25 protein-coding genes are annotated in these 25,945 nt (G+C 72.7%); 6 read left to right on the forward strand and 19 right to left on the reverse strand.

All coding sequences use genetic code 11. The features are described from left to right. Positions 1-71: 71 nt before the first annotated feature. The 7 genes from urtE to LO762_RS30720 form a co-directional block, all read right to left on the reverse strand. On the reverse strand, positions 72-764 hold the full coding sequence (gene urtE / locus LO762_RS30690; protein ID WP_230619849.1) for an urea ABC transporter ATP-binding subunit UrtE: 693 nt from the start codon (positions 762-764) through the stop codon (positions 72-74). Beyond that, positions 764-1,480: an urea ABC transporter ATP-binding protein UrtD gene (gene urtD, locus LO762_RS30695; protein WP_230619850.1), complete on the reverse strand. Its 717-nt coding sequence runs from the start codon at positions 1,478-1,480 to the stop codon at positions 764-766. The genes urtE and urtD overlap by 1 nt, the downstream gene beginning before the upstream one ends. Before the next feature lie 101 nt (positions 1,481-1,581). After that, positions 1,582-2,709, reverse strand: coding sequence for an urea ABC transporter permease subunit UrtC (gene urtC / locus LO762_RS30700; RefSeq protein WP_230619743.1), 1,128 nt, complete (start codon positions 2,707-2,709; stop codon positions 1,582-1,584). Then, positions 2,706-3,575: an urea ABC transporter permease subunit UrtB gene (urtB, locus tag LO762_RS30705; RefSeq protein ID WP_230619744.1), complete on the reverse strand. Its 870-nt coding sequence runs from the start codon at positions 3,573-3,575 to the stop codon at positions 2,706-2,708. The genes urtC and urtB overlap by 4 nt, the downstream gene beginning before the upstream one ends. Before the next feature lie 106 nt (positions 3,576-3,681). Continuing rightward, positions 3,682-4,878 (reverse strand): urea ABC transporter substrate-binding protein, encoded by a 1,197-nt coding sequence (gene urtA, locus LO762_RS30710; RefSeq protein WP_230619851.1) that lies wholly within the window; start codon positions 4,876-4,878, stop codon positions 3,682-3,684. A gap of 201 nt (positions 4,879-5,079) precedes the next feature. Beyond that, positions 5,080-5,850, reverse strand: a complete 771-nt coding sequence (locus LO762_RS30715; protein ID WP_230619745.1) for a dimethylarginine dimethylaminohydrolase family protein — start codon at positions 5,848-5,850, stop codon at positions 5,080-5,082. Then, positions 5,847-6,464, reverse strand: a complete 618-nt coding sequence (locus LO762_RS30720) for a zinc-ribbon domain-containing protein (protein WP_230619746.1) — start codon at positions 6,462-6,464, stop codon at positions 5,847-5,849. Before LO762_RS30720 ends, LO762_RS30715 begins: the two co-directional genes overlap by 4 nt. A 239-nt stretch (positions 6,465-6,703) precedes the next feature. Between LO762_RS30720 and LO762_RS30725 the strand changes: the two genes are divergently transcribed. Next, positions 6,704-8,167: a glycosyltransferase family 39 protein gene (locus LO762_RS30725; protein WP_230619747.1), complete on the forward strand. Its 1,464-nt coding sequence runs from the start codon at positions 6,704-6,706 to the stop codon at positions 8,165-8,167. Positions 8,168-8,180: 13 nt separating this feature from the next. Here the strand turns inward: LO762_RS30725 and era are convergent, their stop codons facing one another. Beyond that, positions 8,181-9,119 (reverse strand): GTPase Era, encoded by a 939-nt coding sequence (gene era, locus LO762_RS30730; RefSeq protein ID WP_230619748.1) that lies wholly within the window; start codon positions 9,117-9,119, stop codon positions 8,181-8,183. A 106-nt stretch (positions 9,120-9,225) separates the two neighbouring features. Here era and LO762_RS30735 point away from each other — a divergent pair, with 106 nt between their 5' ends. Then, positions 9,226-9,882 (forward strand): hemerythrin domain-containing protein, encoded by a 657-nt coding sequence (locus LO762_RS30735; RefSeq protein ID WP_230619749.1) that lies wholly within the window; start codon positions 9,226-9,228, stop codon positions 9,880-9,882. Here the strand turns inward: LO762_RS30735 and LO762_RS30740 are convergent. The 8 genes from LO762_RS30740 to LO762_RS30775 form a co-directional block, all read right to left on the reverse strand. Further along, positions 9,867-13,130, reverse strand: a complete 3,264-nt coding sequence (locus tag LO762_RS30740) for an AfsR/SARP family transcriptional regulator (protein WP_230619750.1) — start codon at positions 13,128-13,130, stop codon at positions 9,867-9,869. The genes LO762_RS30735 and LO762_RS30740 overlap by 16 nt on opposite strands. Before the next feature lie 68 nt (positions 13,131-13,198). Further along, positions 13,199-15,298, reverse strand: a complete 2,100-nt coding sequence (locus tag LO762_RS30745; protein ID WP_230619751.1) for an MMPL family transporter — start codon at positions 15,296-15,298, stop codon at positions 13,199-13,201. Between the two features lie 109 nt (positions 15,299-15,407). After that, positions 15,408-15,722 (reverse strand): cytidine deaminase, encoded by a 315-nt coding sequence (locus LO762_RS30750; RefSeq protein ID WP_230619752.1) that lies wholly within the window; start codon positions 15,720-15,722, stop codon positions 15,408-15,410. Beyond that, on the reverse strand, positions 15,719-16,375 hold the full coding sequence (locus tag LO762_RS30755) for a hypothetical protein (protein WP_230619753.1): 657 nt from the start codon (positions 16,373-16,375) through the stop codon (positions 15,719-15,721). Before LO762_RS30755 ends, LO762_RS30750 begins: the two co-directional genes overlap by 4 nt. Positions 16,376-16,430: 55 nt before the next feature. Further along, complete coding sequence (locus LO762_RS30760; RefSeq protein WP_230619754.1) at positions 16,431-17,675, reverse strand: hemolysin family protein; 1,245 nt, start codon at positions 17,673-17,675, stop codon at positions 16,431-16,433. 14 nt (positions 17,676-17,689) lie between these two features. Then, positions 17,690-18,157 carry an rRNA maturation RNase YbeY gene (ybeY, locus tag LO762_RS30765; protein ID WP_230619755.1) on the reverse strand — a complete coding sequence of 156 codons (468 nt, stop codon included), beginning with the start codon at positions 18,155-18,157 and terminating at the stop codon, positions 17,690-17,692. Next, positions 18,154-19,137, reverse strand: a complete 984-nt coding sequence (locus LO762_RS30770) for a PhoH family protein (RefSeq protein ID WP_308104843.1) — start codon at positions 19,135-19,137, stop codon at positions 18,154-18,156. Before LO762_RS30770 ends, ybeY begins: the two co-directional genes overlap by 4 nt. A 198-nt stretch (positions 19,138-19,335) precedes the next feature. Beyond that, positions 19,336-19,674: a histidine triad nucleotide-binding protein gene (locus LO762_RS30775; protein ID WP_230619757.1), complete on the reverse strand. Its 339-nt coding sequence runs from the start codon at positions 19,672-19,674 to the stop codon at positions 19,336-19,338. Between the two features lie 175 nt (positions 19,675-19,849). Between LO762_RS30775 and LO762_RS30780 the strand changes: the two genes are divergently transcribed. Then, positions 19,850-20,383 carry a SigE family RNA polymerase sigma factor gene (locus tag LO762_RS30780; RefSeq protein ID WP_374201608.1) on the forward strand — a complete coding sequence of 178 codons (534 nt, stop codon included), beginning with the start codon at positions 19,850-19,852 and terminating at the stop codon, positions 20,381-20,383. After that, positions 20,380-21,009, forward strand: a complete 630-nt coding sequence (locus LO762_RS33255) for a hypothetical protein (protein WP_230619860.1) — start codon at positions 20,380-20,382, stop codon at positions 21,007-21,009. Before LO762_RS30780 ends, LO762_RS33255 begins: the two co-directional genes overlap by 4 nt. A gap of 111 nt (positions 21,010-21,120) precedes the next feature. Here LO762_RS33255 and LO762_RS30790 read toward each other — a convergent pair whose 3' ends face one another. Beyond that, entirely contained in the window at positions 21,121-21,852 is a 732-nt protein-coding gene (locus tag LO762_RS30790; RefSeq protein WP_230619759.1) for a 16S rRNA (uracil(1498)-N(3))-methyltransferase, read from the reverse strand. A gap of 142 nt (positions 21,853-21,994) precedes the next feature. Between LO762_RS30790 and LO762_RS30795 the strand changes: the two genes are divergently transcribed. Further along, positions 21,995-22,792 carry an SDR family NAD(P)-dependent oxidoreductase gene (locus LO762_RS30795; RefSeq protein ID WP_230619760.1) on the forward strand — a complete coding sequence of 266 codons (798 nt, stop codon included), beginning with the start codon at positions 21,995-21,997 and terminating at the stop codon, positions 22,790-22,792. A gap of 113 nt (positions 22,793-22,905) precedes the next feature. Here LO762_RS30795 and dnaJ read toward each other — a convergent pair whose 3' ends face one another. Together dnaJ and hrcA are read right to left on the reverse strand one after the other, a co-directional pair. Beyond that, the gene (dnaJ, locus tag LO762_RS30800) at positions 22,906-24,036 is read right to left on the reverse strand and encodes a molecular chaperone DnaJ (protein ID WP_230619761.1); all 1,131 of its coding nucleotides are present in this window, start codon (positions 24,034-24,036) and stop codon (positions 22,906-22,908) included. Further along, positions 24,037-25,050 carry a heat-inducible transcriptional repressor HrcA gene (hrcA, locus tag LO762_RS30805; protein ID WP_230619852.1) on the reverse strand — a complete coding sequence of 338 codons (1,014 nt, stop codon included), beginning with the start codon at positions 25,048-25,050 and terminating at the stop codon, positions 24,037-24,039. A gap of 84 nt (positions 25,051-25,134) precedes the next feature. Between hrcA and LO762_RS30810 the strand changes: the two genes are divergently transcribed. After that, on the forward strand, positions 25,135-25,935 hold the full coding sequence (locus LO762_RS30810; RefSeq protein WP_230619762.1) for an MBL fold metallo-hydrolase: 801 nt from the start codon (positions 25,135-25,137) through the stop codon (positions 25,933-25,935). The last annotated feature ends 10 nt before the right edge of the window (positions 25,936-25,945 follow it).

The following is a 25,945-nucleotide window of genomic DNA, read 5'->3' on the forward strand; positions in this document are numbered from 1 at the left end:
AAACCCCCCCCCCCCCCCCCCGCGGGGGGCCCCCCCCCCCCCCCCCCCCCCCCCCCCCCCGCCCCCGCCGCCTAGACCGCGAGCATCCGGCCGACCCGCTCGTCGCGCAGGTCGTCCTTCTCGCCCGCGTGGACGACCGAGCCGCCCTCCAGGATCACGAACCTGTCCGCCAGCCGCAGGGCCAGCTCCAGGTACTGCTCGACGAGCAGGATCGCCAGGCCGCTCGCGTGCAGCCGCTCGATCGCCTCCTCGATCTCCAGGACGATGTTGGGCTGGATGCCCTCGGTCGGCTCGTCCAGGATGAGCATCTTCGGCCGGGTCACCAGCGCCCGCGCGATCGCCAACTGCTGCTGCTGGCCGCCCGACAGGAAGCCCGCCTTGCGCTTCAGCAGCGGGACCAGCCTCGGGAACGCCTCCAGCGCCTCGTCCAGCGCCTTCCGGTCCCGGTGCCGGGTCGCCTCCAGCGTCACCTGGAGGTTCTCCTGGACGGTCAGCTGCGGGAACGTCTCGTGGCCCTGCGGGACGTAGCCCATGCCGAGCCTGACCCGCTCGTGGGTCCTGAGCCGGGTGACGTCCTCGCCCTGGAAGGACACCTTGCCCGCCGTCGGGGACAGCACGCCCATCACCGAGTTGAGCAGCGTGGTCTTGCCGACGCCGTTGCGGCCCATCACACACATGAGCTGCCCGGCGTCCACCTCGAAGTCGACGCCGAACAGGACCCTGGCCCGGCCGTAGGCGGCCTCCAGGCCCTCGACCTTGAGCATCACGCGGCGTCCTCCTTCTTGCGGCCCAGGTAGACCTCCTGGACGCGCGGGTCGGCCTGCACGGCCGCCACGTCGCCCTCCACCAGGACGGTGCCCTCGTGCAGGACGGTGACGGTCGAGGCGTACCTGCGCAGGAACTCCATGTCGTGCTCGATGACGATCACCGTGTGGTCGCGCGCGATCTCGGTGAGCAGCTCGCCGGTGCGCTCCCGCTCGTCCTTGCTCATGCCCGCGACGGGCTCGTCGAGCAGCAGGAGCTTGGGGCCCTGCGCGATGAGCATCCCGATCTCCAGCCACTGGCGCTGGCCGTGCGACAGGATGCCCGCGGGCCGGTCGGCCAGGTCCTGGAGGCCGATCGTCTCCAGCGCGGCCGCGACCTCGTCGGAGACGCCCCTGCGCCGGCGCAGCAGCCGGACCAGCGGGCTGCGGAACGTCGCGGCGAGGTCGATGTTCTCCAGGACCGAGAGCTCCTCGAACACCACCGAGGTCTGGAACGTCCGGCCGATGCCCATCCGGACGATCTGGTGCTCCTTGCGGCCGATCAGCGACGTGCCCGCGAACGTCACGGTGCCCGACGTCGGCTTGGTCAGCCCGGTGATCACGTCGATGAGCGTGGTCTTGCCCGCGCCGTTGGGGCCGATGAGGAACCGCAGCTCCCCCTCCCCCACGGTCAGGTTCACCCCGTTGATCGCCTTGAAGCCGTCGAACACGACCATGAGGTCGCGCAGCTCCAGCAGCCCGGACTTCGGCGCGTCCCCGACGGTCTCGGACGCGACGGTCTCGGCGCCGCCGATCTCCGTCTCCCCGGTCTCGGCGCTCATACGGGCACCTCCTCCTTGACTCCCGGCTCCGGCGCGGGGGCCGGGGCCGTCCTGAGGGCGCGGCGGCGGGCGACGAGGTCGCCGATCTGCCCGGCGAGGCCCGCGATGCCCTTGGGCGCGACCAGGATCACCAGGATGAACAGGCCGCCCTGGATGTAGATCCAGCCGTCCGGCATGCTCTCGGAGAACGTGGTGCGCGCCCAGTTCATGAGCACGCCGCCCAGCAGCGCGCCCGCCAGCGAGAACCGGCCGCCGATGGCGACCGCGACGAGCAGCTCGATCGACGGGACGACGCCCAGCAGCGCCGGCGAGATGATCCCGACGACCGGGACGTACAGGGCGCCGGCGATGCCCGCCATGGCCGCCGACGTCGCGAAGACGATGGTCTTGACCGTCGCCGGGTTGTAGCCGAGGAAGCGGACCCTGTCCTCGCCGTCGCGGATCGCCACGAGCAGGCGGCCGAACCGGCTGCGGACGATGTGCCGGGCCACCAGGTACAGGACGCCGACCGCGATGACGACGATGAAGTAGAACGTCGTCTTGGTCGAGTCCTCCTCGGGGTACATGCCGAAGATGTCGTAGAAGTTGGTGAGGCCGTTGGTGCCGCCGGTGAGGCCCTGGTTGCCGACCAGCCAGATGACGAACGCCGCGGCGAGCGCCTGGCTGAGGATGGCGAAGTAGGCGCCGCGCACCCGCTGCCGGAACACCAGCACGCCGAGCGCGGTCGCCACCACGACGGGCAGCACCACGACCATCGCGAGCGCGAACACCGGGTTGCGGAACGGCTCCCAGATCGCGGGCAGCTCCTCGACGCCGCTCCACGTCATGAAGTCCGGCAGGCCGTTGTCGCCCGCCTCCGTCAGCTTGAGGTGCATGCCCATGGCGTAGCCGCCGAGGCCGAAGAAGACGCCCTGGCCGAGCGTCATCATGCCGCCCTGGCCCCAGGCGAGGCCGATGCCGAGCGCGGCGATGGCCAGGCACAGGTACTTGGCCAGGAGGCTGAGCCGGAACGGGTCGAGCGCGGCGGGCGCGACGGCGAGCAGCAGCAGCGCCACCGAGACGAACACCACGTAGCCCCGGTACTTGCCGGTGAGCAGGGCCTTGCCCCGCGTCAGGGCGCTCATGTCAGGGCCCGGGAGCGCATGACGAACAGGCCCTGCGGACGGACCTGGAGGAAGGCGATGATCGCGGCGAACACCACGACCTTCGCGGCGCTGGCGTCCGTCCAGAACTCGACGTAGGACTGGAGCATGCCGAGCGCGACGGCGGCGAGCACCGCGCCGCGCAGCTGGCCGAGGCCGCCCGCGACGACGACGAGGAAGGCGTCGACGAGGTAGTTGGTGCCGAGCGTCGGGCCGATCGGGCCGGTGAGCGTGAGCGCCACGCCCGCGACGCCCGCGAGGCCGGAGCCGATGAAGAAGGTCAGCTGGTCCACCCGCTCGGTGACCACGCCGGAGCAGGAGGCCAGTTCGCGGTTCTGCATGACCGCGCGCATCCTGCGGCCCTGCTTGGAGCGGTTCATGTAGGCCCAGATCGCCACGACGCAGGCGACGGCGAGCGCCATGATGAACAGCCGGGTGTAGGGGATGGCGACGGAGCCGAGGGTGAGCCGCCCGTCCAGCCATGACGGCGCGGTCACGTTGACGTTGGGGGCGCCGAAGATGTCGCGCGCGACCTGCTGGAGCACCAGGCTGACGCCCCAGGTGAGCAGCAGGGTGTCGAGTGGTCGGCCGTAGAATCTTCGGATCGCGAAACGTTCCAACACGAGGCCCATGAGGCCGGCGACGAGGAACGCGACGGGCAGGGCGGCGAGCACGGCCTGGCCGCTGAAGACGCCCTGGAGCATGTACGCGGTGTAGGCCCCGGCCATGATGAACTCGCCGTGGGCCATGTTGATGACGCCCATCTGGCCGAAGGTGAACGTCAGGCCGAGGGCGATGAGCAGAAGCGCCCCGGCGATGCTGAGTCCGATCGGCAACTGGCTGAGCATGGTCCCCCTCCTTTCCTTTCTCCCTGCGGAGTCTTTGTCCATGCGGAAGGCCACCCGGCGTCGGTGCGCCGGGTGGCCCCGTGTTCAGGTGACCTCGCTGTGGGGCCTAGGAGAGACCGGCGGCCCAGGGGTAGTCCTTGAGGTACGGGTCCGGCTTGATCGGCTCACCGGAGTTCCACACCTCCTTGATGAGGCCGTCCGGCTGGATGACGCCGATCCGGGCGGTCTTGTAGACGTGCTGGGTGGCGCCGTCGATCGTGACCTTGCCCTCCGGCAGGTCCAGCGCGATGCCGTCGGCCGCCTTCTTGACGGCCTCGACGTCGGTGCTGCCCGCCTTCTCGACGGCCGCGGCCCACAGGTAGACGGCGTTGTAGCCGGCTTCCATCGGGTCGGAGGTGACCTTGTCGGCGCCGTACTTGGCCTTGAACGCCTCGACGAACTTGGTGTTCACGTCGCCTTCGGTCGTCTGGTAGTAGTTCCAGGCGACGGGCTGGCCGACGATGTTGTCGACGCCGATGCCGCCGACCTCCTCCTCGGCGATGCTCACCGAGAGGACGGGCAGGGTCTTGGCGCTTCCGCCGGCGGCCTTGAACTGCTTGAAGAAGGCCACATTGCTGTCACCGTTCAAGGTGTTGAAAACGGCGTCGGGCTTGGCCGCCATTACCTTGGAGACGAGCGTGCCGTATTCGGTGTGGCCGAGCGGGGTGTATTCCTCGCCCAGGACCTCCAGGCCGTTGGCCTCGGCGTAGGCCTTGATGATTTTGTTCGCGGTACGCGGGAAGACGTAGTCGCTGCCGACCAGGAAGATCTTCTTCTTGCCCTCGGACTTGAGGTAGTCCAGGCCCGGGATGATCTGCTGGTTGGTGGTCGCGCCGGTGTAGAAGATGTTCGGCGAGGACTCCAGGCCCTCGTACTGCACGGGGTACCAGAGCAGGCCCTTCTCCTGCTCGAAGACCGGCAGCATGGCCTTGCGGCTCGCGCTGGTCCACCCGCCGAAGACGGTGGCGACCTTGTCGCTGCGGATGAGCTTGCGGGCCTTCTCGGCGAAGGTGGGCCAGTCGGAGGCTCCGTCCTCGATGACGGGCACGATCTTCTTGCCGAGCACGCCGCCCTTGGCGTTGATCTCTTCGATCGCCATGAGCTCGGAGTTGTGCACCGTGACCTCGCTGATGGCCATGGTGCCGCTCAGGGAGTGCAGGATGCCGACCTTGATCTCATTGGCGTTCGCGCTGCTGCCGGACTCTTCCTCGGTGCCGCCGCAGGCGGTCAGCGCGAGTGCGGAGGCGGCCATGAGCACCGCCATTTTCCGCAGGGGGGTAATGCGCACTTGCTCTCCTCGGGCGTGGTTCCCCGTTGTTTGTCGGGAACAACCTCTGGGACCCGTATTTCGAGCATCCGGTCATCATGTTAATTGCGCATTACCGAAGTACCACCATGTGAACAAACGGTGAATCATGGCGCGTTGAGGAGTCTCACCCTGCGGGAAGTACTGAAAGGTTACTTTTCAGATGAGGATGGAAAGGCAGGTCACACTGCCTTCGCGCGCCTCGAACTGGCCGATGTCAAGAACCGTGACTCGCCAGCCGTCGGCGCGCAGCCGGGCCGCGGTGCGCGGCGCGCTCGCCGCGACCATCACGTGGTCCTCGCCCAGGACCAGCACCCGCGCGCCCGCGGCCTCGGGCGCGACCCGCAGTCCGGGCAGGCCGGAGGTGTCCACGAAGTCGGGGGCGCCGATGAGGCTGCCGTCGGGCAGCGCCGTCATCGCGGTCTTGAGGTGCAGCGCGCCGGTGACCTTGACGCCGACGACCCTGCGGCCCGGCATCAGCGGCGCGAACCGGCACAGCGCCTCGTCGTCGGTGCGGCCGGAGCGGCCCACGTACCAGGTGTCCCCGGCCAGGAGCACGTCGCCGCCGTCCAGGGTGCAGCCCTCGCCCAGGGCGCGCACCTCCACGCCCAGCTCGCGCAGCGCCCGCTCGGTCCCGGCGACCTCGGGACGGCGCTCGGGCGCGCCCGGATTGGCCAGGATCGCGGTGTCGCCGCAGACGACGGCGGTGTCCTCGACGAACACCGCGTCCGGGCAGTCGTCGGCGGGCTCCACGTAACGCACGTCAAAACCGGCGGCGTCGAGCGCGGCGACGTAGGCGTCGTGCTGGGCCCGCGCCGCGTCGAGATCCACCGGCGCGCGGCCGATGTGCGTGACCAGGCCCTCGGCCAGCCGCGGGCCCGGCGCCCGTACCAGGGCCGTCCGTCCCCGCCGCGCCGGGGCCGCGATCATCGGGACGCGCCCTCGGTGGTGGTCAGGATCACGCCGAGCGCGTGCGCGTGGCTCATGCCGAGCGCCTCGGCGACCCGGTGCAGGGCGTCCCGCTGCGTGCCCGACAGGGGGTCGCCCGAGGCCAGCGCCACCCTGACGACCTGGGCCAGGAACCACTCCTTGGCCTCGACCGCGAGCTGGGCGCCCGTCGTGGCGATCTCCTCGCGGTGGAAGGACTCGGGCATCTCCAGGTCGCCGACCAGCTCGTCGGGGCCGTAGGCGTCCTCGCCGTAGCCGCGCACCACGTCCACGGCGCGGATCCGGGCGGCGGTGGACGTCGGGTCTCCGGCGGCGAGGGCGAGGCAGCAGGCGGCGCGGGCGGCGGCGGGCAGCGCCGCCTCCATCCGGGCGGCCGTCGGCGTCCGCAGCGCCCCGGTGTTGAACCGGGTGCGGCAGGAGCGGCACTCCACGGTCTGCCCGAGCCTGGCCAGCGGGATCACCGGCAGGAAGAACACGGACACGTACCTGCGGCCCGCCCTGCGGCGGTAGCGGCGGTCGCCGCCGCACGACGGACAGTGGAACATGCCCTCACCGACGGTCCGGAAGCAGACCGACACACCGAGCAGGACGACCATCGGGCTCTCCCTTTCCGAGGGGTGCGGATTTCAACGTACAGAGGGACCCGGCACCATGTGGGCGATATGCCCACAGACGTACCGAGGCGCCAGGGTATCCGTGGCGAACGGCTGCTCCCGCCCGTCCGCGAAGATGACCAAGGACGGCCACCGGACCGGGGGGCGGGCACCCCCGGCGAAGCGGGGTAGATCGCCTCGAATCGCCCGCACGAGGCGTCCACCGGTAGCCTCCTTCCGCGATGAAGACCCGCCTCCCGCTCTCCGCCGCAGCGCTGCCGCTGCTGACCGGCCTCGCGGCGTTCGCCGCCGTCTGCTGGCGGCTCGGCACGCCCTCGCTGTGGCGGGACGAGGCGGTCACCGCCGAACTCGCGGGCAGATCACTGCCGCAGCTCGCCCGGGTGCTCGGCGAGATCGACGCCGTGCACGCCGCCTACTACGTGCTCATGCAGGGCTGGACCGCCGTCGCGGGCGACTCGGTGATCGCGCTCCGGCTGCCGTCGGCGCTGGCCGCCGCCGTCGCGGCAGGGCTGACCGCCGCGCTGGGCCGCGAACTGGCCTCACCACGGGCGGGCGTGATCGCCGGGCTGCTGGTCGCGGCGTCCCCGTTCGTCGCGCGGCACGCACAGGAGGCACGCCAGTACGCGCTCGTCATGGCCCTCGCCGTCCTGGCGACCTGGCTACTGCTGCGGGTTGGGAGCCGCATCGGGTGGGCCTGGTATGCGGTGGCGGTGGTGCTGCTGGGGGCGGCGCATCTGTTCTCGCTGCTTCTGCTGCCCGCCCATCTGATCACCGTCCTGCTGACGCGTCGGGCGGACTGGCGGTCGTGGGTGGTGGCGACGGGGGCGGCCCTGGTGCCGCTGGCGGGCCTCGCCTACGTGGCGGCGGGGCAGCGCTACCAGGTCGGCTGGATCACGGAGCCCACCTGGAAGAACGTCAGCAACCTGCTCGAAGGGCTCGGGTGGGGGCCCTACTTCATGGCGCCCGCCCTGCTGTTGGCCGTCTACGCGGTGGCGAGGCGGTCACCCGTGGCTGCCGTGGCGGTGCCGTGGCTGGTGCTGCCGCCCGTCCTGCTGCTCGGGGTCTCCCTCGCCTCTCCGCTCTACGTGCAGCGGTACCTGCTGTTCTGCCTGCCCGCGGCGGCCCTGCTCGTCGCCGCCGGGCTCGACCTGCTGCCGTGGCGGCCGCTCGCCTACGCGGGCCTGGCCGCCGCCGTCCTCGCCGCGGGACCCGCCAACCTCGACGTCCGGCGACAGCAGGCGCGGGTGGACGACCTGCGCACGCTCGCCGACGTCGTCACCGAGCACCGGCAGAAGGGCGACGGCCTCGTCTTCACCGACGTGCGGTTCCGGCCCCTCCTCGCGACCTACCCCACGGCCTGGGAAGGGCTGCCCGACGTCCTGCTGCGCCGCTCCCCCGTCAGGACCGGCGACCTCAAGGGCGCGGAGATCGCCAAGGCCGCCTACCCGGACGCGCTCGCCCCCTACGCGCGGGTGTGGCTCGTGGACAACCGTGTGGCGTTCCTGCCCGGCTCCAAGGCGGCGGCGCCCGCCAAGCGCGCGGCGCTGGACGAGGCGGGCCTCACCCTCGTCCGCGAATGGAAGTACAAGGGAGGCAAGGTCGGGCTCTACGAGCGGACCGGGCCGCCCGCCGAACTGCCGGAACTGCACGAGCGCACGGCCGTGCCCCCGGCCGCCGACCAGTAGCGCTCAGGCGTGCTCAGTCGTAGAAGCCGAGGCGGCGGAGCTGCTTGGGGTTGCGCTGCCAGTCCTTGGCCACGCTGACCTGGAGGTTCAGGTACACGCGGGTGCCGAGCATCGCCTCGATCTGCTTGCGGGCGCGGGTGCCGACCTCGCGCAGCCGCTCGCCCTTGCGGCCGATGAGGATGGCTTTCTGGCTGGGCCGCTCGACGAAGACATGGGCGTAGATGTCGGTCAGGTCGGTTCTGCCGGGCCGGATCCCCATCTCGTCCACCACCACCGCGATCGAGTGCGGGACCTCCTGCTGCACGCCCTCCAACGCCGCCTCCCGGATGAACTCGGCGGCGAGGATCTGCTCGGGCTCGTCGGTGAGGTCGCCCTCGGGGTAGAGCGGCGGACCCTCGGGCAGCCTCCCGATGAGCACGTCGGCGACGACGTCGAGCTGGTACGGGTCGGGCGAGGCGCCGCCCAGCCCCGCGACCGCCGAGACCGGCACGATCTCGGCCCAGGAGCCGAGCGCGTCCACCGCCATGAGCTGCTCGGCCAGCGCCTGCGGGGCCACCTTGTCGGCCTTGGTGACGATCGCGACGACCGGTGTGTCCTTGATCTGGGCGAGTTCACGGGCGATGTACCTGTCGCCGTCGCCCACCTTCTCGTCGGCGGGCACGCAGAAGCCGATCACGTCCACCTCGGTGAGGGTGCCGCGGACCAGGCTGTCGAGCCGCTCGCCCAGCAGCGTGCGCGGCCGGTGCAGGCCCGGCGTGTCCACGATCACGAGCTGGGCGTCGGGGCGGTGCACGATGCCCCGGATGGCCCGGCGCGTCGTCTGCGGGCGGTTGCTGGTGATCGCCACCTTCGCGCCCACCAGCGCGTTCATGAGCGTCGACTTGCCCACGTTGGGCCGCCCGACGAAACAGGCGAAACCGGATCTGAACTCGGGCTGGTCTGACGTCGTCACGTTCCGATTCTCCCGTATCCGGACCGGTGGCCCGACCGTCGCCCGGCCCGCCGCCCGGCAAGCGGCCCGCAAGAGCGCCGCAAGAGGGCGCGGCGACAGTGGTGCCATGACACCCGACCGACCCCACCGACCCGAACGACCCGACAGCGCCGCCGCGCCGGACCTGCGGACCCTGCGGATCGTGCACCGGGCGATGCGCGCCGAGACCCGTCGGCTCGCCGCGCTCGCCGCCGAGCAGGGCGACCTGCCGTTCCCGCCGGAGCGGGAGGCGGCCCTACGGCGTCACCTCGGGCACCTGCTGGCCGAGGTGCACGGCCACCACACCAAGGAGGACACCGTCCTGTGGCCCGTGATCGCCGCGGCCGCGGGGGCCGCGATCGACCTCGGGCCGCTCACCGACGACCACAACGCCATCGAGCCGTGCCTGGCCGCCGTCCGGGACGGCCGGGGCGTCGCCCGCGCCAAGGCGCTCGCCGACCTCCGGGACCTCCTGGACGAGCACATCACCGACGAGGAGGCGACCGTCTTCCCGGTCGTCCGGCGCTACGTCACGGCCGCCGACTGGAAGCGGTGCGAACAGCGCATGGCCAGGGGCGCGAGCCTCGCCCAGCTCCGCTGGACGCTGCCCTACCTGGCCTCGCACTGCGCCCCGGACGACCTCGCCGTCCTCACCGCCCAGGCCGGGCCCGTCTTCCGGCTCCTGCTCCGCCTGACGCGGCCGTCCTACGAGCGGCTCCAGCGGGCCGTCTACGGGGCCGGCTGAGCCAGGCACCTCTCCTCCCAGTACCGCGACCCGGCCTTGCGCGCGGCCTCAGCGCCGCGCGCGTACAGGTCGGACGCCGACGGCAGGCCGAGGAAGGCGGCCGCCTCGCCGAGCACCCATCCGGCGGGGCAGAGCGCGACGGCCCCGGTGCTCGTGCCCACGTACAGGTCGGCGTAGGACAGCAGCCGCGTGTAGGCGGTCTCGACGGCCGCCCTGTCCTTCACCGCCATCGCGGCCAACAGCCGGAGCGCGCCGCTCAGGTCCTCGATGTAGTCGGCGCGGATCTCCTCGGCGGGGTCGAACACCGCGCGCGCCTCGTCCACCCTGCCGTTCTCGGCGAGCGTGAGCACGTACGCGTCACGGGCGGCGCCCGCCGGGATCATCGCGTACAGGACCGCCGCGTCGTCCACGAGTTCGGCGATCCGGCCCTGGGTGAGCCGGATGCTGAGGCGGCCCGCCCAGGCCATGCCGATCTCGCCGCCGAACAGGCTGTGCTTGACCATGCTCGCGAGGACCGTCTCGTAGGCCGCCTCCGCCTCGTCCAGCCGTCCGGCGAGGGCGAGGTCCATGCAGGGCGCCCAGGCGGCGATGCCGACGAGCAGCGCCATCTGGTACCGCTCGGCGAGCCGCAGGCCCTCGTCCAGCTGCTGCCGTGCCGTCGCGAAGTCCAGCTTGCCGAGGGCGACCTTGTGCAGGCACAGGTGCGCGAGGGCGAGATGCTGGCCGAGCCCGTGCGCCCGCGCCACGTCGATCGCCTCCCGCGCGATCTCCTCCCGCAGGGCGAGGTCGGCGGCGCCGCGGTGCCGGTTGGTGTAGAGGCTGTGCAGGGCGGAGGCGAGCAGCTCCCCGCCGCCCAGTCCCCGGGCGAGCGCGACGGCGAGCACCGCCGTCTCGCCGCCCCTGTCCTCCGGGTGGCTCTCCAGCTCGAACGCCAGCGACGTGAGCAGCCTGACCTTCGTCTCGCCGTCGGGCAGCCGCTCGATCGTCTTGTCCATGAGCGCGACGAGTTCCTCGTCGCGCTGCCCGTAGCGGCGGATGTTCCACAGCGGGAACGCGTCGAGGGAGCCGAGGACGCGGGCGGTCAGCTCCGGGTCGTCCAGCTCCCGCAGGGTCGGCAGCGCGCCCTGCCTCAGCTCCCGGGCGGGCATGAACTCCCCCGACAGGACGAGCGCGCGCACGAGCCGCGCGGTCAACTCCATGCCCTGGCGCGGGTCGCCTTCGGCGCGCGTGTGCGCGTCCAGGGCCGACGTCCACAGTTCGACGGCCGTCGGGTGGGCGAACCTGCGTTCGGCGGCTTCCGCCGCGCGGGCGGCGTGGTGGGCGGCGCGGGCGAGGTCGGTTCCGGCGGCCAGGTGGTGGTGGGCGAGGGCTGAGGCGTCGGCGGAAGGCAGGTCCTCCAGGACCGCCGCGACCCTTCCGTGGAGGCGGGCCCTGCGCAGGCCGGACAGCTCGGCGTACAGGGTGTCGCGGACCAGGACGTGCGCGAACCTGACGCGGGAGCCGTCCTCGGCCAGCAGGCCCGTCACCAGAGCGGCCTCCAGCGCTTCCAGGACCGTCTCCTCATCGACGGCGCAGACGGCCGTGAGGAGATCCGGGTCGACGTCCCTGCCGATGACCGAGGCGGTGCGCAGGACCGTCCCGGCCGTCGCGGGCAGCCTTGAGACGCGGCGGCGCAGCACGTCACCGACGCCGGAGGGCACCTCGCGCAAGGCCGCCTCGGGCCCTTCGGCGTCGAGCAGGCGGGCGGTCTCCCTGACGAAGAACGGATTGCCGCCGGTGCGCTCGGCCACGGCGGTGAGCACGTGCGGCGCCACCTCCCGGCCGCAGACCCGCGTGACGAGGTCCGCGACGGCGTCGGCGGAGAGCCCGTCGAGCTCGACCCGGACGGGCTCGTGCCGGGCCAGCGACGCGAGCGTGTCGGTGAGCGCACCGGTCTGCTCCGTCGGCCGGTAGGTGCCGACGAACAGCACGTCCGGCGCCTGCTCGGGCAGGCCCGCGAGCAGGCCCAGGGTCTCGGCGTCGGCCCGGTGCAGGTCCTCCAGCACGACGACGAGCGGCGTCTCGGCGGACAGGCCCGCCAGATACCGCGCGACGGCACGGTGCAGCCGGAACCTGGCCACCGACAGGTCGCCCGCCGGGACGAGCGCGTCGTCGTCCAGGAGCGGGGCGAGGGCGTCGGCGAGCGCGTCCGGCACCGGGTGCCTGGCGTGCAGCGCGCGCAGCAGCTCGGCCCACGCCCACGCGGCGGGCGCGCCGTCCACCTCGGGCGCGCGGCCCCACGCCTGGCGCCTGCCGTCGGCGGCGAGGTCACGGCACAGCCGTTCGGCGAACGCCGTCTTGCCCGCGCCCGCCTCGCCCGTCAGCAGCACGACCCGCCTTCCCGCCCGGACGGCGGCCAGCACCTCGGCGAGTTCGCTTTCGCGGCCCAGGAGGGGTTCGCCCTCGGGCTCCGGCTCGTGTGCGCGCGGCGTCCGCCGGACCAGCGAGACCGGCTCGCCCACGGTCAGCTCCGCGGCCTGCCGCAGGATGTCCTGTTCCAGCCGTTGCAGGGGCGGGCCCGGATCAACGCCCAGCTCGTCGGCGAGCAGCGCGCGCACCTTGCGCAGCGCGGCGAGCGCGTCGGCCTGGCGGCCCGCCTGGTAGAGGCCGAGCGCCAGCAGCCGCCAAGGCTCCTCGCGCAGGGGGAAAGCCGCCGTGTGCGCCTCAAGGTCGGGCAGCGCCTGCGCGGCCGCCCCGGCCCGCAGCATCGCCGCCGCCCTGCGCTCCACCGCCGTCAGCCGCAGCTCCTCCAGCCTGACGCCTTCGGCCTCCGCCCACGGCAGGTCGGCGAACTCGGCGTAGGCCGGGCCGCGCCACAGGTCGAGCGCGGCGTCCGCGCACTCCCACGCGGCGCGCGGCTCGGCGCTGCGCCGCACGAGGTCCTCGAACCGCCAGACGTCCACCGCCGCGTCGTCAAGGCGCAGCGCGTAGCCGGGCGGCCGGGTGACGAGCACCGTGGCGGGCGTGCGCGGCGGCCTGTCCGGCTCCAGGGCGCGGCGCAGGTGCGACACAAAAGCCTGCACCCCGGCCAGCGCCCGCGCCGGGGCCTCGCCCGGCCACAGGTCGTCGATGAGCCGCTCCACCGGCACCATCCGGCCGCGCGCGGCGACCAGCCGGGCGAGGACGGCGCGCTGCCGGGTGCCGCCGAGGTCGGCGGGCCGGCCCGCCACGCGGGCTTCCAGTGCGCCCAGGGCGCGGATCTGAACCATCTCGCGGGCATCATAAAACGCCACGGGGTCCGGGCGCTCACGAGCGCCAGGACCCCCGACGAACCCACTCACCCGACGAGCTCCAGCTCGTCCTTGCGGGCGCTCTCACCGTGCGCGTCAACCTTCGGCAGCACCCGGTCGAGCGAGGCGGGCAGCCACCAGTTCCAGCGGCCGAGCAGGGCCATCGCGGCGGGCACCAGGACCAGCCGGACCAGCGTCGCGTCCACCGCGACGGCGACGGCCAGGCCCACGCCCATCTGCTTGATCACCACGCCCGGATCGAGCACGAACCCGGTGAACACCGCGATCATGATCAACGCGGCGCTGGTGATGATCCGGCCCGTCGCGGCCAGGCCCGACACGACCGAGCCGCGCGCGTCGCCCGTCCGCAGGTATTCCTCGCGGATCCGGGACAGGAGGAACACCTCGTAGTCCATCGAGATCCCGAACAGGGCGGCGAACATCAGCGGCAGCACAAAGCTGGACACCGGGACGCCGTGCGGCAGGCCCATCAGGTCGGTGCCCCAACCCCACTGGAACAGCGCGGTGACCACACCGTAGGCGGCGCCGATCGAGAGCAGGTTCATCGCGGCCGCCTTGAGCGGCACCACGATGGACCGGAAGACGAGCAGGAGAAGCACACACGACGTGCCGACGACCACCAGGATGACGATCCACAGGCGAGACGTGACGATGTCGTCCACGTCGGCGTAGACGGCGGTGAGCCCGGTGACGTCGCCTCCGTGCGGGCGGACGGCGGCGCGGACGTCCTCCAGAAGCGGGATGATCCGCTCATCCTGCGGGCCGAACTCGGGCACGACCGCGATGGCGGCGGCGTCACCGCCCGGCGAAAGCACCGGCTCGGCCACCGACGCGACGCCTTCCAGGCCCGCGAGCCGCTCCTTGACGGCCGCCGGGTCGGCCGCCTTGTCCTTCAGGTCGAGCGCGACGATGAACGGGCCGTTCGCGCCGGGACCGTAGGCGTCGGCGATGAGGTCGTACGCCTGCCTGACCGTCGTCGAGGACGGCTCGGAACTCGCGTCGCTCGGCCAACTGCGCATCGCCAGGGCGGGCGCGCAGAGCGCCAGCAGCAGGGTGAGCGCGGCCAGCAGCCACGGCACCGGGCGGGCGCCGACCCGCCGCGCCCACGCGGCGACCTTCGGCGACGCGACCGCGACGGGCGCGCCCGCCCGCTCCCGGCGGCGCAGCACCCGCCGTCCGGCCAGACCCAGCAGCGCGGGCAGCAGCGTGACGGCCGAAGCGACGGACGCGGCCACCACGAGCCCCGTCGCATACCCCATGCTGACGAACGCGGGCAGACCGGCGAAGACCAGCCCGCACAGGGCGAACAGCACGGTCATCCCCGCGAACACCACGGACTTGCCCGCCGTGGCGTTCGCCGACGCCGCCGCCTCCGGCACCGCGTCGCCCGCCGCGAGGTTCTCCCGGAACCGGGTCAGCACGAACAGCGCGTAGTCGATGCCGACGCCAAGACCGATCATGATCGCGAGCGTCGGCGTTGTGGTGCCGACCTCGGTGACGGCCGCGAGCAGCGTGATCCCCGAGACGCCCACGCCGAGCCCGGTGAGCGCGACGGCGAGCGGCAGCCCCGCCGCCGCGACCGACCCGAACGCCAGGAACAGGATCACCAGCGCGGCCGCGACCCCGACCGCCTCGGACGTGCCCGACGGCGCCGACACGTTCTCCGGCAACTGCCCGCCGAACTCCGTCCGCGCGCCGGGGACACGCGCGGCGTCCTCCAGCGCGGCCAGGCTCTCCTTCGGCTCCAGATCCGTGACCGGCAGGTCGTAGCGGACCGTCAGGAGCGCCGTGCGGCCGTCGGGGCTGGGCGCCGGGCCCTCGACCCCCGCCACGTGCGGCAGCGCCGCCAGACGCGTCCTGACCGTCGCCAGCTCGGCCGCGTCCAGCGGGCCCGCGCCGTGCACCACGACCCGCGCCTCGGCCCCGGCCATCGCCGGGAAGCGCTCGGTCAGCAGGTCGGTCGCCCGCTGCGAGCCGCTGCCCTCCAGCCGGTAGTCGTCCTGCAGCGCACCGCCCAGCGCGGCCGCGAGGCCCGCGAAGACGGCCACCGCGAGGACCCACAGACCGATCGTCCGCCAGGGCCGCCGCGCGGCCGACCCTCCCAGGCGGTACAGCAAGCGTGACATCTCTGCCCTTTCTCCAAGGTGGTCTTGTCCTGATCACCTTGGAGAAAGGCCCTTGCGCACCGGTTGCCCCCGACTTGCGTGTTCACTTGGCCCGGAGGCCAGGCGCATGTCAGAGGGTGACGCGTACCGTGCCGTCTGGGGCGGCGACCAGCACCGGGGCGGTGGCGCCCAGGTCGCGGACGGCGGTGATGTCCGGGTCGGCGCCCGCGGTGACTACGGCGGCCGCCTCCAGGGACTCGGCGCCGCTCGCCACGGCCATGGCGACGGCCGTCTGGAGCGCGGTCAGGTTCAGGCTGGGCAGCGCCACCGTGGAGGCGGTGTAGGTGCGGCCCGTCTCGTCCCGCACCGCGGCGCCCTCCGCGGCGCCGTTGCGCGCGCGGGTGGCGCGCGCGAGCTTGATGAGCTTCTCGTCCTCGGGGTTCACGGGCTCACCTTAGCGGCGCGTTCCAGCCGGACGGCGGCCGCCTCCGCGGCCGTCGCGGCCGGGCCCTCCTGGCCGGGGCGCAGCAGCGCCGGCCCCGCCACCAGCAGCAGATCGCCGCCCACCCGGTGCACGACCACCTCGTAGCTGATCCGCATGCCCTCCGGCGTCTCCTGCCGGTAGGCGACCGCCGCGGTGTCGGCCGCCGCGAGCCGGGGCTGGCGGGCGTGCGCCCGGCCCAGCCTCAGCACCCCCTGGCCCGCCGCCGCCTCCACCACCTGGCATCCCGCGATGAACCGCCGCGCGTCGGCGACCGCCTTGCGGGCGTCGGCCTCACCCAGCCGCAGCACCCGCTGGCTGAGCGTCGCGCTGGGCTCGGCCCGGTAGAACGCCGTCTGCGCGCGCGGCGCCGAGATCCGCTGGCCCCTGCCGTCGGCGAGGGCGAAGAGGTCGGCGCAGTCGCGGTCGAACGGGACGACGCCGCGGAACACCTCCTGCGGCTCGGCGGGCAGGAACCCGTGCGGCGCCTCGGCCGCCGTCAACAGGGCCGCCTCAGGCCCCTGCGGCGGCGGCGCGGGCGCCGCCTCCCGCGTCCCGCAGCCCACGACGGACGCCGCGACGGCGACGCACACGGCACAGCACATGACGCGCCCCATGGAACCCCCCCGAACTCCCCGCCGTCGGCAGAGACGTTCCCGTGGCCCCGGCGCGTCAACCCTCGGCGGCCTCCGGCGGCAGCGGCTCGACCAGCACCGTGGAGATCCGGTTGCGCCGCCCGGCCAGGCTCTCGGCCGTCAGCCGCAGGCCCGCCACCTCGGCCGTGGACCCGGCGATCGCGACCCTGCCGAGCGCGTGCGCGAGCAGACCCCCGACCGTCTCGACGTCCTCGACCTCGATGCGCGCGCCCGTCAGCTCGGCCAGCTCCTCCACGCCCATCCGCGCGGTGACCCGGATCGAGCCGCCCTCCAGGCGCTCCACGCGGGGCGCCTCGTTGTCGTACTCGTCGGCGATCTCCCCGACGATCTCCTCAAGGATGTCCTCGATCGTCACCAGGCCCGCGGTGCCGCCGTACTCGTCGATGACGACGGCGACGTGGGTGTGCTCCGCCTGCATCTCGCGCAGCAGGTCGTCCACCGGCTTGGAGTCCGGCACGAAGGTCGGCTCCCGCATCAGCGCGGCCACCCGCTCGCCCGACGCGTCCTCGGTGGACTCGTGCAGCCGCCGCACGACGTCCTTCAGGTAGGCGACGCCCACAACGTCGTCCTCGTTCTCACCCGTCACCGGGATCCGCGAGAACCCCGAGCGCAACGAAAGCGACAGGACCTGCTTCAGCGTCTTCTCCCGCTCGATGAACACGATGTCGGTGCGCGGCACCATCACCTCGCGCACCACCGTGTCGCCCAGCTCGAACACCGAGTGGATCATCTCGCGCTCGTCCGGCTCGATCAGGCTGCGCTGCTCGGCGAGGTCCACCAGGTCGCGCAGCTCCGCCTCGGTCGCGAACGGGCCCTCCCGGAACCCCCTGCCGGGGGTGAGCGCGTTGCCGAGCAGGATCAGCAGCCGCACCAGCGGGCCCAGCACCCGGGCCAGCGGATGGACGACCACCGCGCCCGCCAGCGCCACCTTGTCGGCGTGCTGGATGGCCAGCGTGCGCGGGCCCACCCCGACCAGCGTAAAACTCACCAGGATCATGATGAGCGCGGCGACCACGTAGGCCCGCCACGTCTCGTCGAGCCAGCCGATGCACAGGTCCGCGACGATCACCGTCGCCGACACCTCGCACGACGTGCGCAGCAGCAGGAGCAGGCTCACGTAGCGCGCGGGATCGGCGACGACGGCCGACAACTGAGCCGACCCCAGCTCCGCCACCCGCACCCGCGACACCCGGGACAGTGCCGTCTCGGCGCTCGCGAACAGCCCCGCGAAGATCACCAGCAGCACGCTGACGGCGACCATCCACAGCTGGGTGTTCAGCGCGACTCCCGCCAGCTCGCCAGCAGCTTCGCCTGGAGGCCGAACATCTCGGCGTGCTCCTCGGGCTCGGCGTGGTCATAACCCAGCAGGTGCAGGATGCCGTGCGTGCACAGCAGCTCCAGCTCGTCCTGGGTGGCGTGGCCCGCCGCCCGCGCCTGCCGCTCGGCGACCGCCGGGCACAGCACCACGTCGCCGAGCAGCCCCGGATCGGCGGTGCCGTCCTCGGTGCCGCCCGACAGGTGGCCGGGCCGCAGCTCGTCCATCGGGAAGGCCAGCACGTCCGTCGGTTTGTCCTCGCCCATCCACTTCAGGTTCAGCTCGCGCATCGCCGGTTCGTCCACCATCAGCAGCGACAGCTCGGCCTGCGGATGGATGCGGAGCTGGCCCAGCACGTGCCGGGCCAGCGCGACCAGCGTCACCTCGTCGGCGGTGGCCGACGACTCGTTCAGCACCTCGATGCTCACCGGCGTCCCCGCTCCCGGCGCGGGCCGCGCGGGCCGCCACCGGGCGGCTGCTCGGCGTCGAACCGCGCGTAGGCGTCCACGATGTCGGTGACCAGCCGGTGCCGCACCACGTCGCCGCTGGACAGGCGGCAGAAGTAGATGTCCTCCACGCCCTCCAGGATCTCCTGGACGACGGACAGGCCGCTGCGCTGCCCGGACGGCAGGTCCACCTGGGTGACGTCGCCCGTCACCACGATCTTCGAGCCGAAGCCGAGCCGGGTGAGGAACATCTTCATCTGCTCCGGCGAGGTGTTCTGCGCCTCGTCCAGGATGATGAAGGAGTCGTTCAGGGTGCGGCCGCGCATGTAGGCGAGCGGGGCGACCTCGATCGTCCCGGCCTGCATCAGCTGCGGGATCGAGCCCGGATCGACCATGTCGTGCAGCGCGTCGTACAGCGGGCGCAGGTACGGGTCGATCTTCTCGTACAGGGTGCCGGGCAGGAAGCCCAGCCGCTCGCCCGCCTCGACGGCCGGGCGCGTCAGGATGATCCGGTTGACCTTCTTCTCCTGGAGCGCCTTCACCGCCTTGGCCATCGCCAGGTACGTCTTGCCGGTACCGGCGGGGCCGATGCCGAACACGACGGTGTGCTGGTCGATCGCGTCGACGTAGCGCTTCTGGTTGACGGTCTTGGGGCGGATCGTCCGGCCGCGCGAGGAGAGGATGTCGTGGCTCAGCACGTCGGCCGGACGGCCGGAGCCGCGGAGCATCGACACGCTGCGCTCGACCGCGTCCGGGGTGAGGGCGGTGCCCTTGCCCAGCAGCTCCACCAGCGCCGCGAACAGCTCGGCGACCAGCTCCGGCTCGGTGCCCCCGGTGACGGTGATCTCGTTGCCGCGCACGTGGATGTCGCTGTCGAACGCCTTCTCCACCACCGCGAGCAGCTCGTCGCCGGAGCCGAGCAGCGCGACCATCGGAAGGTCGTCGGGAACGACGATCTTCATCTGGGCCCGGGCGCCGGTTCTGCCGGCGCCGCCTTGGGAAGTCTTTGATTCGGTCATCTGCCGGCCGCGGGCGGCCACAAAACCCCTCTGCTGCGTGGTTTCCGGTCCTGCTGACCATCGTACCGACCGGGGGCCGCCCCGCGCGCGTCCAATTACCGGGGATTCGCGGCGTTCCCGCTGCTCATCCGCCCTTTTTCGCTATCCGGGGGGCCAGTTCAGACCCCGGCCGCCCAGCAGGTGGGCGTGCACGTGGAACACCGTCTGGCCCGCGCCCGACCCCGTGTTGAACACGACCCGGTACCCCGAGGCGTCCACACCCTCGGCCTTCGCGACGGCCGCCGCCTGCGCCGCGACGGCGGCGAGCGCCTCGGGGTGCTCGGCCAGCGCCGCGAAGTTCGGCACATGGATCTTGGGGATCACCAGCACGTGCACCGGCGCCTGCGGGTTGATGTCGCGGAAGGCGAGCGTGTGCTCGGTCTCCGAGACGACCTGCGCGGGCACCTCGCCCAAAATGATCTTGCAGAAGAGACAGTCCACGAAGCCCTCCGTCCTCACGTCCGAGCGGCATGCTATCGACTGCGGGATACACGACTCGCACGGCGCGGCGGTACTTCGTCTGGTTATGGTGGCAGTTGGCGGCGTACCCCCGATGCGGCTGGACGGCTGAATGCGGTTTGGTAAACCGGACGACGAGGGCGGGCGTCCCAGTGATGTGACCGAGACGCTCCTGGCCCCGCCCCGGGCGGTGACCGCCGCGTGGGACGCCGACCAGGCCGTGACCGCGCTGTACGGGGCCGAGTACCGCTCCCTGGTCCGCCTCGCCGTCCTCCTGGTGCGTGACACCGCGACGGCGGAGGAGGTCGTCCAGGACGCTTTTGTGGCGATGCACGGGGCCTGGCGCAGGCTCCGCGACCCCGACAAGGCACTCGCCTACCTCCGGCAGTCCGTCGTCAACCGGGCGCGGTCGGTGCTGCGGCACCGCGCCGTCGTCGAGAAGTACGCGCCCAAGGGCCTGCCCGACGTGCAGAGCGCCGAACACGGCGCCATCATCGAACTGGAGCGCGACGCGGTGATCCGCGCGCTGCACGGGCTTCCGCCCCGCCAGCGCGAGGCGCTCGTGCTGCGCTACTACGCCGACCTTTCCGAAGCCGAGATCGCCGCCGCCATGCGCATCAGCCGGGGCGCGGTGAAGAGCCACACGGCGCGCGGCATGGCCGCGCTCCGCAACGTCCTGGAGCAGTCATGACCAGCGGCGACCCCTACGCCGACGCGCTCCGCCGCGCCCTGCGCGCCGAGGCGGACCAGGTCATGCCGTCGCCCGACGGACTCGGCCGCATCCGCGAGCGCACCTCCGCCCGCCGTCCGCTCCCCTGGGCCGCCTCGGGCTGGAAGGGACTCCTGCTCGCGGCGGCCGCCGCCGTCGCGACCGGCACCGTCGCCGTCACCGCGACACCCGCCGCCTACCACCGGTTCCTCTCCCCCGGCACCGAGACCGTGCCGGAACAGCACCCCAAGACCGCGGCGCCCACGACCTCGGGTTCCAACGGCGTCATCGGCCCCGACGGCGCGCCCACCCCCTCTCCGACCTGTCTCTCGCCCTACGGGACGCCTTCTCCCTCAACGCCCTCCCCTTCGCTCTCGCCCTGCCCTCCTTCCCTCACCACAACGGCCGTGCCGCAGCCGCCCGCGCCCAGCCCGTCGTCCCAGGTGCCGCACCCCTCGCCCGCGCCCGCCACGCCCGCGCCCTCCGGCACCCCCCAGCCCTCGCCGCCCGCCGCCACGCCCGACCCGACGCCGCCCGCCGACACCACACCCACACCCGCCCCCTCGACGGCGCCGCCCACCCCCACCGCGACCCTCACCCCCTCCTGACCCCCGAACCGGGCGAGGAGCCGCCCCGGCCACCCGGGTTCTGGCCGGGGCGCGCCCCCTCCCCTCCCCACCGGCGCACCGCCCGCTGATCGGCCGGGCCGCGCCGTGCGGCTACCAGCGGCCGGTTTTGGCCAGGAGGACGGACGCGGCGGCGACCCCCGCCGTGGACGTCCGCAGCACCGTGGGGCCGAGGAGGACGTGCCCGGCGCCCGCCTCCGCGAAGGCCGCCAACTCCTCCGGGGAGATCCCGCCCTCCGGGCCCACCACCAGGACGATCTCGGCGGCGCCTGCCACGTCGATCCCGCTGAGCGGTTCGGCGGCCTCCTCGTGCAGCACCAGGGCCAGGGGGGCGGCGGCGAGACGGGCGGCGACCTGGGCCGTCGTCTCCAGGTCGGTGATCCGTGGGAAGTGCGTGCGGCGTGACTGCTTGGCCGCCTCGCGCGCGGCGTTCCGCCACCGGCCCAGGGACTTCTCCCGCCGCTCGGCCTTCCACTGGGTGATCGACCGGGCGGCCGCCCAGGGCACGATCACGTCGACCCCCGCCTCGGTCATCACCTCGACGGCGAGCTCGCCCCGCTCGCCCTTGGGCAGCGCCTGCACCACGGTGATCCGAGGCTCCGGCGCCTTCTCCTCCCGCCGCTCCCTTACCTCGACCTCGATCCGCTCCTTCCCGACCGCCGCCACAACGCCGAGCACCGCCCGGCCTCCCCCGTCCGTCACCACGACCTCCTCCCCCACCCGCAACCGCTTCACCGTCGCCGCGTGCCGCCCCTCGGCGCCCTCGACCACGACCCGTTCCGCCGCCAGCGCGGCGGCCTCCACCACAAAAACCGGAGCACTCACCCCGCCATCCTCCCAGCTCCGCGCCACCCCCGCTCGCGCCCCTGTGGATAACTCCGCGAGTCCCGGCGCACGGCCAAGCCCTGTGGGTGAGCTGGGGCAATGGGGGTGGAGTGGATATTTCGTGCATGATATGTTTTGTGGCATGAGTCACTCTTCCGTAACCCCCTCCGTCGCCGAGCTGACGGACCTGACGGGCAAGGTCGCGCTGGTCACCGGCGGCGCGCAGGGCATCGGCCTCGGGATCGTCCGGCGGCTGCACGAGGTCGGCGCGAACGTCGTGATCGCCGACATCAACAAGGAGACGGCCGAGCAGGCCGCCGCGGAGTTCACCGCCGACCGGGTCAAGGCCGTCGTCGGGGACGTGAGCAACGCCGACGACGCCGCGGCGATCGTCAGGGCGACCGTCGAGGCGTTCGGCGGGCTCGACATCCTCGTCAACAACGCGGGCATCTTCCCCGGCGCCGCGTTCGTGGACGTCGACCCCGAAGTCGCCCGGCGCACCTTCGAGGTCAACCTCCTCGGCGTCCTCGTCGTCTCCCAGGCGGCCGCGCGGCAACTGGTCGAGCAGGGACGCGGCGGCCGGATCATCACCGTGAACTCCGTCGAGTCCGTCAACCCCTCGGTACTCGGCCTCGGCCACTACTCGGCGTCCAAGCACGGTGTGCACGGCCTCATCAAGACGATGGCCCTGGAGCTCGCCCCCCACGGCATCACCGTGAACAACGTCTGCCCCGGCGGCACCCTCACGCCCGGCCTCACCGGCCTCCTGGACGACGACACCATCGCCGCCATCGCGGCGCAGAACCCCCTGGGCCGCCTCGCCGAGGCCGACGACATCGCGCGGGCCGCGCTGTTCCTCGCCTCCGACCTGGGCTCCTACCTCACCGGCACCCAGATCGTCGTGGACGGCGGCCGCACCCTCCGCGGCGCCATGTACTGAACCATCCGACAGACGCAAGACGCACCGCGGCCCGCGCCCCTCTCAGGGGGACGCGGGCCGCGGTCTCAGGGGTTGTCGTAGCCGTCGCGGTAGGCGTCGGCCACGTCGTCTCTTCAGGTGTGGAAGGCGTCGCGCAGGCGGGAGAAGAAGCCCTGCTGGCCGGGGGCGAACTTGCCGGGAGGCCGCTCCTCGCCACGGAGGGCGGAGAGCTGGCGCATGAGGTCCTCCTGCGCCTGGTCCAGCTTGGTGGGGGTCTCGACGTTCACGTGGATCATGAGGTCGCCGCGCCCGCTGGCGTTCAGGTGGCGGGCGCCCCGGCCGTACAGGGGGATGACCTGGCCTGACTGGGTGCCGGGCCTGATGTCGATCTCTTCTGCGCCGTCGAGGGTCTCCACCGTGAGGGTGGTGCCCAGGGCGGCCGCCGTCATGGGGATCTGGACGGTGCAGTGCAGGTCGTCGCCCTCCCGCTCGAAGATCGGGTGCTGGCGCTCCACGATCTCCAGGAAGAGGTCGCCGGCCGGGCCGCCTCCGGGGCCCACCTCGCCCTCGCCCGCGAGCTGGATGTGGGTGCCGTGCTCGACGCCCGCCGGGATCTTGACCTTGATCGTCCGCTGGGTGCGCACCCTGCCCTCGCCGGAGCACTCCCGGCACGGCGTCCGGATGACCGACCCGTAGCCGCCGCACTGGGGGCACGGACGGGACGTCATCACCTGGCCGAGGAAGCTCCGCTGCACCTGCTGGATCTCACCCCTGCCGTGACACATGTCACAGGTGTCGGGGTGCGTTCCGGCCTCGGCGCCGCTGCCGGAGCAGACCTTGCACACCGTGGCGGTGTCGATGGTCAGCTCGCGGGTGGTGCCGAACGCCGTCTCCGCGAGGTCCAGTTCGACGCGCAGCGTGGCGTTGCGGCCCCTGCGCGCGCGCGAGCGCGGCCCGCGCGCCCCGGCCTGGCCGAAGACCGCGTCCATGAGGTCGCTGAACGGGAAGCCCGCCCCGAAGCCGCCGCCGAACCCCCCGGCGCCGCCCCCCGGCGCGAACGGGTCGGCGCCGAGGTCGAACATCTCCTTCTTCTTGGGGTCCGACAGGACTTCGTAAGCCTGCGTGACCTCCTTGAACTTCTCCTGGCTCTCGGCGTCGGGGTTGACGTCCGGGTGCAGTTCGCGGGCCAGGCGGCGGTAGGCCTTCTTGATCTCGTCGGGAGTGGCGCCACGGCCCACTCCGAGAATCGCGTAATAGTCGCGCACTTACTTCCCCGCCAGAATCTGTCCGACGTAACGTGCCACAGCGCGTACCGCTCCCATCGTTCCGGGGTAGTCCATGCGGGTGGGTCCGAGAACCCCGAGGCGGGCCAGCGCCTGCCCGTCCATCCCGTAGCCTGCCGCGACCACGGAGGTGGAACGCAGGCCCTCCATCTGGTTCTCGGTGCCGATCCTGACGGTCAGGGTAGCCGGATCCCCGGTCTCCCCCAGCAGTCTCATCAACACCACCTGTTCCTCCAGGGCCTCAAGGACGTCCCTGAGGCTCCGGGAGAAGTCCACGTGGGCGAGGTTCGCCGCCCCCGCGAAGACGATCTTCTCCTCGTTCCGTTCGACGAGGGTCTCCAGCAGGACCGAGAGCACCGCCGCCAGGACCGGCCTGTCCTCGGCCTGGACGCGGTCGGGCAGGTCCTCGACGGCGAGAGGCACGTCCGCGAACGAACGGCCGTCCAGGCAGGTGTTGAGCAGGGCGCGGAGCTGGGCCACCGAGTCGTCGGAGACGTCGTTGGCGACCTCGATCACGCGCTGCTCGACCCGCCCGGTGTCGGTGATCACCACCAGCATGAGCCGGCGCGGCGCCATCGGGACCAGCTCGATGTGCCGGACGCTGGACCGCACGAGCGACGGGTACTGCACGACGGCCACCTGACGGGTGAGCTGCGCCAGCAGCCTGACGGTCCGCGAGACGACGTCGTCGAGATCGTAGGCGCCCGCGAGGAACGACTCGATCGCCCTGCGTTCGGCCGCCGACATGGGCTTGATCGTGGACAGGCGGTCCACGAACAGGCGGTAGCCCTTGTCGGTGGGGATGCGGCCCGCGCTGGTGTGCGGCTGGGTGATGTACCCCTGCTCCTCCAGGACCGCCATGTCGTTGCGTACCGTGGCGGGGGAGACCCCCAGGGCGTGCCTGTCGGCGAGGGCCTTGGACCCCACCGGTTCGTTGGTGGAGACGTAGTCCTCGACGATGGCGCGGAGAATGGCCAGCTTGCGGTCGTCCAGCAACGCGCTCACCTCCTCGCACTCCCAGCCTTTGAGTGCCAAGTGTACGGTCCTGTCCGGAGAACTCGATGTGCGAGAGTCTGGGGCATGTCCTGGGAAGAGGTCGCCGATCGCTGTTTCCGCCGCCGCCACGGCAGGTTCGACGTGACCGTGGGCGTCGTCACGGGACGGCTCGGCACCGTGCTCGTCGACACCGGGGCGTCCCCGGCCGAGGGCTGGGAACTGCGGGCGGAACTGCGCGCGCTCGGCGTCGGCGAACCGGTCGCGGTGGTCACCACCCACGGGCATTTTGACCACTGCTTCGGGAACGCCGCTTTCACCGGGCTGTTCTGGGGCCACGCGGGCCTTCCGGAGTACCTGAGGCGCGAGGTCTGGATCACGATGGCCGCCGACGACCCGGACTGGGCGCGGAGCGTCGCCGGAACCGAGGTGCCCGCCCCCACCCAGACGGTCTCGGGCACCGCGGTCATCGACCTCGGCGACCGGCTCGTGGAGATCCACCACCTGGGGCGCGGCCACACCGGGCACGACCTCGTCGTCCAGGTGCCCGACGCAGGGGTCCTGTTCGCGGGCGACCTCGTGGAGGAGTCGGGCCCGCCCGCCTACGGAGGCGACAGCTTCCCCCTGGACTGGCCGCTCACCCTGACGCGGCTGCTCGACCTCCGGCCCGAGGTGATCGTGCCGGGGCACGGGGAGCCGGTGGACCGCGCGTTCACGGCCCGGCAGCGGGACGCCGTCGCGGCGGTCGCCCACGGCGTCCGGGAGACGTTCGACGCGGGCCTGGACCCCGTCCAGGCGCTCACCGCCCACGACTGGCCCTACGACCCGCTCCGGCTCCTCCAGGCCGTGCGGCGGGGGCACGCGCAACTGGCTCCCCCGTGGGAATGAGTTCTGCTGG

The organism is Actinocorallia sp. API 0066, assembly GCF_020991275.1.
Lineage (GTDB): Bacteria > Actinomycetota > Actinomycetes > Streptosporangiales > Streptosporangiaceae > Actinocorallia.